This window comes from Microbacterium sp. (genome assembly GCF_046295495.1).
Taxonomy (GTDB): Bacteria; Actinomycetota; Actinomycetes; order Actinomycetales; family Microbacteriaceae; genus Microbacterium.
Genome location: NZ_JBKBNC010000004.1, coordinates 114,624 through 120,623 on the forward strand (window position 1 = coordinate 114,624; position 6,000 = coordinate 120,623).

At 71.8% G+C, this 6,000-nt stretch carries 2 protein-coding genes and 1 pseudogene; 2 read left to right on the plus strand and 1 reads right to left on the minus strand.

The features are described 5' to 3' along the window. Window positions 1-168 precede the first annotated feature (168 nt). A pseudogene (locus ACK4LS_RS03170) lies at window positions 169-1,469 on the plus strand (M3 family metallopeptidase). A 60-nt stretch (window positions 1,470-1,529) separates the two neighbouring features. Here ACK4LS_RS03170 and ACK4LS_RS03175 read toward each other — a convergent pair. Then, window positions 1,530-2,597, minus strand: a complete 1,068-nt coding sequence (locus ACK4LS_RS03175) for a threonine aldolase family protein (RefSeq protein ID WP_409713014.1) — start codon at window positions 2,595-2,597, stop codon at window positions 1,530-1,532. Between the two features lie 120 nt (window positions 2,598-2,717). On the opposite strand from ACK4LS_RS03175, the gene ACK4LS_RS03180 reads away from it, so the two are divergent. Beyond that, window positions 2,718-5,903 (plus strand): DEAD/DEAH box helicase, encoded by a 3,186-nt coding sequence (locus ACK4LS_RS03180; protein WP_409713017.1) that lies wholly within the window; start codon window positions 2,718-2,720, stop codon window positions 5,901-5,903. The last annotated feature ends 97 nt before the right edge of the window (window positions 5,904-6,000 follow it).

Here is a 6,000-nt window from a genome sequence, read left to right on the forward strand (position 1 = left end):
GACCGCGACACCGAGCTGTCGCTGACCTTCTCGCGCAACATCCGCGAAGGGCGCCGCGAGATCCGCGTTCCCGCGGGGTCGCTCGAGGGGCTGCCCGCCGACTTCCTCGCCGAGCACCCGGCCGACGACGAGGGCATGGTGACCCTCACCACGGAGTACACCGACCTCATGCCGGTGCGCGAATACGCGCGCGATCGCGCGGTGCGCCACGCGCTGGTGGGCCTCTACAACGATCTGGCCTGGCCCGACAACGAGGCCGTGCTGGCCGAGCTGCTCGCGGTGCGGGCCGAGCGTGCGGCGCTGCTCGGCTACGGCGATTGGGCCGACTACGAGACCGAGACGCGCATGATCGGCTCCAGCGCCGCCGTGGCGGCCTTCCTCGACCGCGTCGCCGAGGCCGCGGCCCCCGCGGCCGCGGCGGAGTACGAGCGTGTGCTCGAGCGTCTGCGCCGCGACGACCCGACCGCCGAGGCGGTCACGATCGCCGACTTCTGGTACGTGCTGGGGGCGCTCAAGCGTGAGGAGTACGACGTCGACGCGCAGCTCGTGCGCTCGTATTTCCGCTTCGACCGCGTCCTCGACGGCGTTCTCGCCACGACCGGTCGGTTGCTCGACGTGGACTACGTCCCCGTCGACGCCGCGTCCTGGCACGACGACGTGCGCACCTACGACGTCGTCCGAGCGGGCGAGCGGCTGGGTCGCATCCACCTCGACCTGCATTCGCGTGACGGCAAGTACAACCACGCGGCCTGTTTCGGCCTGGCTCCGGGCATCGTGGGGCGGTCGCTGCCCGAGGCGGTGCTGCTGTGCAACTTCTCGCGCGGCCTGCTCGAGCACGACGAGGTCGTGACGTTCTTCCACGAGTTCGGACACCTCGTGCACGACATCCTCGGCGGCCGTCAGAAGTGGGCGAGGTGGACGGGTGTCGCGACCGAGTGGGACTTCGTCGAGGCGCCGAGCCAGCTTCTCGAGGAGTGGGCGTGGGATGCCGAGGCGCTCGCCGCCTTCGCGGTGAACGACGAGGGGAGTCCATCCCGGCCGACCTCGTCGCCCGCATGCGTACCGCCGACGCCTTCGGTCGGGGCCTCGAAGTGACGCGCCAGCTCGGCCACGCGACCACGTCCTACCGCCTGCACGTGGACCGTCCCGCCGACCTGGCCGCGGCCGTCGACGGCTACTACCGCGCCGCGAGCCCCGTCACGCCGCTCGACGGCTCGCACTCGTACGCCGGCTTCGGCCACCTGACGGGCTACGGCGCCTGCTATTACACCTACCAGTGGAGCCTCGTGATCGCGCGCGATCTGCTGTCGGCGTTCGGCGACGATCTGTTCGACACCGAGACGGCCACGCGCTATCGCCGCGAGATCCTCGAGCCGGGCGGAACCCGCGACGCGCGCGACCTGGTCGAGGCGTTCCTCGGGCGCGAGAGCACGTTCGACGCATATCGCGACTGGCTCGCCGGCGCCTGAGACGCCGAGGGCCGCGGCATCCGGACGGGGATGCCACGGCCCTCGGGGTGCGCGCTCCGCTCAGGCGGTCGTCTCGCGGGCGATGGCCGCCACGAACGCGTCGATGTCGGACGCGGTCGTGTCGAACGAGCACATCCAGCGCACCTCGCGGCGCATCTCGTCCCAGTCGTAGAACCGGAAGCTCTCGCGCAGACGGTCGGCGACGCCGGCCGGCAGCGTCGCGAAGACGCCGTTGGCCTGGGTGGGCTGGGTGAACTCCACGCCCCGGATCGAGCCGTCGGCCAGACCCGCCTCGACCCCGGCCCGCAGGCGCTGGGCCATGGCGTTGGAGTGTCGCGCGTTGCGCAGCCACAGGTCGCCGTCGAGAAGCGCGACGAGCTGGGCCGAGACGAAGCGCATCTTGCTCGAGAGCTGCATGTCGAGCTTGCGCAGGTACGTGAGTCCGGTGGAGGCCTCGGGGTCGAGCACGACGATGGCTTCGCCGATCATGGCGCCGTTCTTGGTGCCGCCGAAGCTCAGCACGTCGACTCCGGCGTCGCGGGTGAAGGTGCGCAGCGGCACGTCGAGCGCGGCGGCGGCGTTCGCGATGCGGGCGCCGTCCATGTGCAGGCGCATGCCGTGTCCATGGGCGTGGGCGGCCAGCTCGCGGATCTCCTCGACGCTGTAGAGCGTGCCGAGCTCGGTCGACTGCGTGATCGAGACGACGAGCGGCTGGGCGCGGTGCTCGTCGCCCCATCCCCAGGCTTCACGGTCGACGAGCTCGGGAGTGAGCTTGCCGTCGTCGGTGGGCACGGTGAGGAGCTTGATCCCTCCGACGCGCTCGGGTGCGCCGCCCTCGTCGACGTTGATGTGCGCGGTGGAGGCCGAGATCACGGCTCCCCAGCGGGGGAGCATCGACTGCAGCCCGACGACGTTGGCGCCCGTGCCGTTGAAGACGGGGTAGGCCTCGACGCCGTCGCCGAGGAGCGAGACGAAGAGCTCCTGCAGGCGCGCGGTGTAGACGTCTTCGCCGTACGCGACCTGGTGGCCCTCGTTGGCCGCGGCGATGGCCGCGAGGACGTCGGGGTGGATGCCGGAGTAGTTGTCGGAGGCGAAGCCGCGCACCGAGGAGTCGTGGAGGGAGGTCACCGACCCAGCGTAACGACCGGCGGGTGCACGCCTCCTCCCCTGCGGCCGAAGCGGGGCCGGCATCCCCCGATCGCACCGCCGTCGCGTCCGGATGCCGCATCGCCCGGGGAGAATGGCGGAATGCACATGGACCCCGAGGCGATCAGCATCGCCGGCGAGATGTTCTCGTCGGGGGCGATGGCGCGGGCCGACCGCCTGCTCGTCTACGGCTCGGTCGAGGTCGGCGAGGTGAAGACCTATGACGGCGTGCTCGTCGTCTCGGCGCAGTCCTTCGGATCGGCGGGGTACGAGCACCTCGAACTGCGGGTGCCGACCGATCTCTCCCGCCTGTCGGGGTGGTGCTCCTGCGGGCGCGGACCCGAGTGCGAGCACGCGTGCGCGACCGCGCTCGTGCTGTTCGACCGCATGATCTCGGCGGGCCGGCCACCGCGTCCCGAGTGGCAGCGTTCGCTCGATGAACTCCTCGAGGGCGCACCGGCCGTCGACGACGGGCCCGAGGTCGAGCTCTGCCTGTTCCTGGCCGTTCGCCGGGGTGGAGGGCACGGGCGCAGCACTGCGCTCACGCTGTGCGCCCGACCGGGCGTGCGCGGGACGCGCGGTACCTGGATCAAGGGCCGGGCGGGATGGCCGGCCCTGTCGACCCTCGTCGCCGATCCCCGGGCGCGCGCCGCTCTCGACAGCCTGGGGCGCCTCGGCCGCTCCGGCCCCGGCGCCTACCTCTCCGACGAATGGATGCCGCTCTCCGCCGTTCCGCCGCACTCGCTGTGGCTGCAGCTCGAGACCGTCGTGGCGGCGGGGGTGCCGCTCGTCTCCGGTGCGGGCGCGCACCACCCGGTCCTCATCCCCGACGAGACGGCGACGGCGGCGGTGGCGGTCGATCGACGGGGCTCGACCCTGCGTCTGCGCGGAGTCGTGGAAGGACTCACCGATGAGGTGGCGGCACTGCCGTCGTGGGTCGTCGGAGACCCCGGGGTGGCGGTGGCGTTCGTAGCCGACCGCGACGGCGACGACGAGCGCATCACACTGGCGCGGTTGTCGACGCCCGCGGCGGGACCCCTGCGGGGTCTGCTCGCTCGCTCGGGGGCCCTCACCATCGACGATCGGGGTGCCGAGACGTTCTTGCGCGACTATCTCCCCCGGCTCCAGCTCGATGCACCGGTGGTGTCGCCGAAGGGCAGTGTCGAGCTTCCGCCCGCACCCCGACCCGTGCTCGAGATACTGGTCGAACACGCCCCCGGCGCGGCGACGATCTCCGTGCGCTGGGATCGCACGGAGGTGCGCGGTCGTCGCGACCGGGAGCACGAGGCCGGCATCGGGCTCGCGGTGCGGGAGATCGCCGCCGAGCTCCACGTCGACATACCCGACCCCTTTGCGTCGGGCGCGACGCCGCCGCGGGCCCTCGCCGCGGCCGAAGCGGCGATCCTCGTCGTCGAAGCGCTGCCCCGCTTGCGGGCATTGGAGCATGTGAGGGTGAGCGTCAGCGGTGAGGGCCCGGCCTACCGGGCAGCCGCGGAACCGCCCTCGATCCAGCTGAGCACCGGCGACGACGACGGAAGCGACTGGTTCGACCTCCATGCGCGCGTGACGGTCGGCGACGTGGAGGTCGACTTCGCCGATCTCTACACCGCCCTCGTCCACGGCGACCGCGTGCTGTTCCTCGACGACGGGTCGTACGTGCACCTCGACGCCTCGCACTTCGACCGGCTCCGTGCGGTCATCGATGAGGCGCGCACCCTGACCGACCGCCCCGACGCGCCGCTGAAGATCAACCGCTACAACGTCGGGCTCTGGGACGACCTGGCCGAACTCGGCATGCTCGCCGCGAACGAGGCGGACTGGTGGCTCCGCGTGCGCGCGCTCACCGACGAGGCCGCCCTGGTCCCGATCGCTCCGCCGTCCGGTCTGCGCGCCACCCTCCGCGATTACCAACGGACAGGACTGGACTGGCTGCACTTCCTGCGCGCGCAGGGCCTCGGCGGCATCCTCGCCGACGACATGGGGCTGGGAAAGACCGTCCAGACGATCGCGTTGATGGAGGCAGCGCGCGAGGCCGACCCCTCTCTTCCGCCGTTCCTCATCGTCGCCCCGACCAGCGTGGTCGGCAACTGGGCGCGCGAGTGCCGGACGTTCGCCCCCGACCTTCGCGTGACCACGGTCACGGCCACGCAGGCACGGCGCACGACGACCATCGCCGCCGCCGTCGCGGGCTCGCACGTCGTGGTCACCAGCTACGCCCTGTTCCGCCTGGAGCAGGAGCAGTACGCCGAGGGGGAGTGGTCGGGCCTGGTGCTCGACGAGGCCCAGCAGATCAAGAACCCCTCGTCGCGGGGGTACCGCGCGGCGCGCGCGCTGTCGGTCCCGTTCACCCTGGTGATCACGGGCACGCCCATGGAGAACAACCTGCTCGAGCTGTGGGCCCTCGTCTCGCTCGTCGCCCCGGGGCTGCTGGGGAGCCGAGAGTCGTTCACGACGCTGTACCGCACGCCGATCGAGAAGCACGGCGACGCGGAGCGGCTCGACCTGCTCCGGCGACGGATACGCCCGTTCCTGTTGCGGCGCACGAAAGACCGCGTGGCCGCGGAACTGCCGCCGAAACAGGAGACGGTGGTCGAGGTCGCCCTGCACCCCGCCCACCGCACCCTCTACGACCGCCGATTCCATCGGGAGCGGCAGCGGCTCCTCGGCCTCCTCGACGATGCCGAGGGCAATCGTTTCGCGATCTTCCGCTCGCTCACGATGCTCCGCCAGCTCGCCCTCGATCCCGCCCTCGTCGACGAGGGGGAAGCGCCGTCGGCGAAATTGGATGCGCTGGCCGAGCTCGTCGTCGAGGCGGCGGCCGAGGGGCATCGTGTGCTCGTGCTCAGTCAGTTCACGCGCTTTCTGCGGGCAGCGCGCCAACGGTGCGCCGACGAGGGCATCGCCTCGGGTTACCTCGACGGGGCGACGACGAACCGGCAGGCGGAGATCGATCGCTTCCGAGAGGGCGATGACCCCGCGTTCTTCGTCTCGCTCAAGGCCGGCGGCGTGGGCCTGAATCTCGTGGAAGCCGACTACGTGGTGCTGCTCGATCCGTGGTGGAACCCGGCGGTCGAAGACCAGGCGATCGATCGTGCGCACCGCATCGGCCAGACGCGGCCAGTGATCGTCTACCGCCTGGTGGCGGCCGACACCGTGGAGGGGAAGGTGGTCGCCCTGCGCGAGGCGAAGGCCGAGCTGTTCTCTCGGGTCCTCGACGGCGGTGAGGGCGGGGCGTTCTCGGGCGGCCCGCGGCTCACGGCCGCCGACATCCGCAGCCTCATCGACTGACGCGGTTCACCGCGAACGGGACGGACGACCCCGGACCGCCCGGGCCCCGGCCCCGGACCGCCCGGGACTCCGGCCCGCGGGCTGCCCGCTGCCCGCC

What these genes read in the sequence shown, in the direction of transcription:
- ACK4LS_RS03180 (WP_409713017.1), top strand. Translation starts at nt 2,718, where the DNA reads ATGCACATGGACCCCGAGGCGATCAGCATCGCCGGCGAGATGTTCTCG.